This window comes from Mycobacterium sp. (genome assembly GCF_047975165.1).
Lineage (GTDB): Bacteria > Actinomycetota > Actinomycetes > Mycobacteriales > Mycobacteriaceae > Mycobacterium.
This window is the reverse complement of record NZ_JBKECZ010000165.1, coordinates 1-1,536: the sequence shown is the minus strand read 5'-3', so window position 1 is coordinate 1,536 and position 1,536 is coordinate 1. Positions and strand designations below refer to the sequence as shown.

Sequence of the window (1,536 nt, the reverse complement as noted above, 5' to 3'; positions counted from 1 at the left end):
GGCACTGTCAAGATTTCGGTATGATCGGGCGGTGAAGCGCGACAGCTACCACCACGGCGACCTGAAGGCCGTGATCCTCGCGCACGCGGCCGACCTCGTGGCCGAGCGTGGGGCCGACGGGGTGTCGCTGCGCGAGCTGGCCCGTGCGGCCGGGGTGTCGCATGCCGCCCCGGCCCACCATTTCGCCGACCGCCGCGGACTGTTCACCGCACTCGCCGCCCAGGGATGGCACATGCGGGCGGTGGCGCTGGCCGGGGCCAGACCCGAGTTCACCCACGCCGCATTGGCATATGTGCGCTTCGCGGTGGAGCATCCGGGTCACTACGAGGTGATGTTCGACCGATCACTGGTCCACCCCGACGACGCTGAACTGGTCGCCGCGCAGGCCGCCGCGGGTGCGGAGCTGGCCGCCGGTGTGGCCACGCTCGACGACCCCCGCGCCAAGGGCGACCCCGAGGCCGCCGGGCTGGCGGCGTGGTCGCTGGTGCACGGGTTCGCGATGCTCTGGCTCAACGAAGCGATCGACACGGACGCCGACGCCGTGGCAACGATGCAACGGATGGCCCAGATGCTGTTCACGAAATGAGCCACCGGTACCGTCGGGGTGCATGACCGATTCAGCGCTGAATGACATCCCCCTGACGACTCTCGCTGGCCGGCCCACCACGCTGGCCGAGCTGACCGACGGCGCCGCTCTGGTGGTGAACGTCGCGTCCAAGTGTGGGCTCACCCCGCAGTACGAGGCGCTGGAGAAACTCGCCAAGGACTACGCCGCGCGCGGGCTGACCGTCATCGGCGTGCCGTGCAATCAATTCATGGGGCAGGAACCCGGCAGCCCCGACGAGATCCTCACGTTCTGCTCGACCACCTACGGCGTCACGTTCCCGCTGCTCGCCAAGTCCGATGTCAACGGTCCCGGTCAGCACCCGCTGTATACCGAGCTCACCAAGGCGGCCGATGACTCGGGCGAAGCCGGCGACGTGCAGTGGAACTTCGAGAAGTTCCTGCTCGCCCCGGACGGCACCGTGGTCAGGCGCTTCCGGCCGCGCACCGCTCCCGACGCCCCCGAGGTCATCGCGGCGATCGAAGAGGTCGTGCCCCGCTAGCAGGGCCGGCAAAGGCAGGGCCAGCAAAGGCAGGGCAGCAGAGGCGGGGCCGGCAAGATGACACCCACAGTCGCCGTGTTGTCCACCGTCTGGACACCTGGAGTTGCCACACTGCGGGTGTGGCAGGACAACTGATCGTTTCGATCTCCGGTATCAGCGAGCGCACCGTCGACGACGTCGCCGCGTTCTGCGGCCACCTCGACGCGCGCGGAGTCCCGGTGTCGTTCCTGGTCGCGCCGCGGATGAAGGGCGGCTACCGCCTCGACCGCGACGACGACACGGTCGGCTGGCTGGCGGATCGGCGCGCCGGTGGGGACGCGATCGTGTTGCACGGCTACGACGAGGCCGCCACCAAGGCCCGCCGCGGCGAGTTCGCCACCCTGCAGGCTCACGAAGCCAACCTGCGGCTGATGGCCGCCGACCGGATCCT

3 protein-coding genes are annotated in these 1,536 nt (G+C 69.5%); all 3 read left to right on the top strand.

Annotated features, from left to right (window positions below):
- Positions 1-31: 31 nt before the first annotated feature.
- The gene (locus tag ACK5M9_RS15810) at positions 32-586 is read left to right on the top strand and encodes a TetR/AcrR family transcriptional regulator (RefSeq protein ID WP_416894090.1); all 555 of its coding nucleotides are present in this window, start codon (positions 32-34) and stop codon (positions 584-586) included.
- A gap of 22 nt (positions 587-608) precedes the next feature.
- Positions 609-1,106 (top strand): glutathione peroxidase, encoded by a 498-nt coding sequence (locus ACK5M9_RS15805; protein WP_416894089.1) that lies wholly within the window; start codon positions 609-611, stop codon positions 1,104-1,106.
- A 119-nt stretch (positions 1,107-1,225) separates the two neighbouring features.
- The coding region (locus tag ACK5M9_RS15800) for a DUF2334 domain-containing protein (protein WP_416894088.1) at positions 1,226-1,536 on the top strand (311 nt) is incomplete at its 3' end.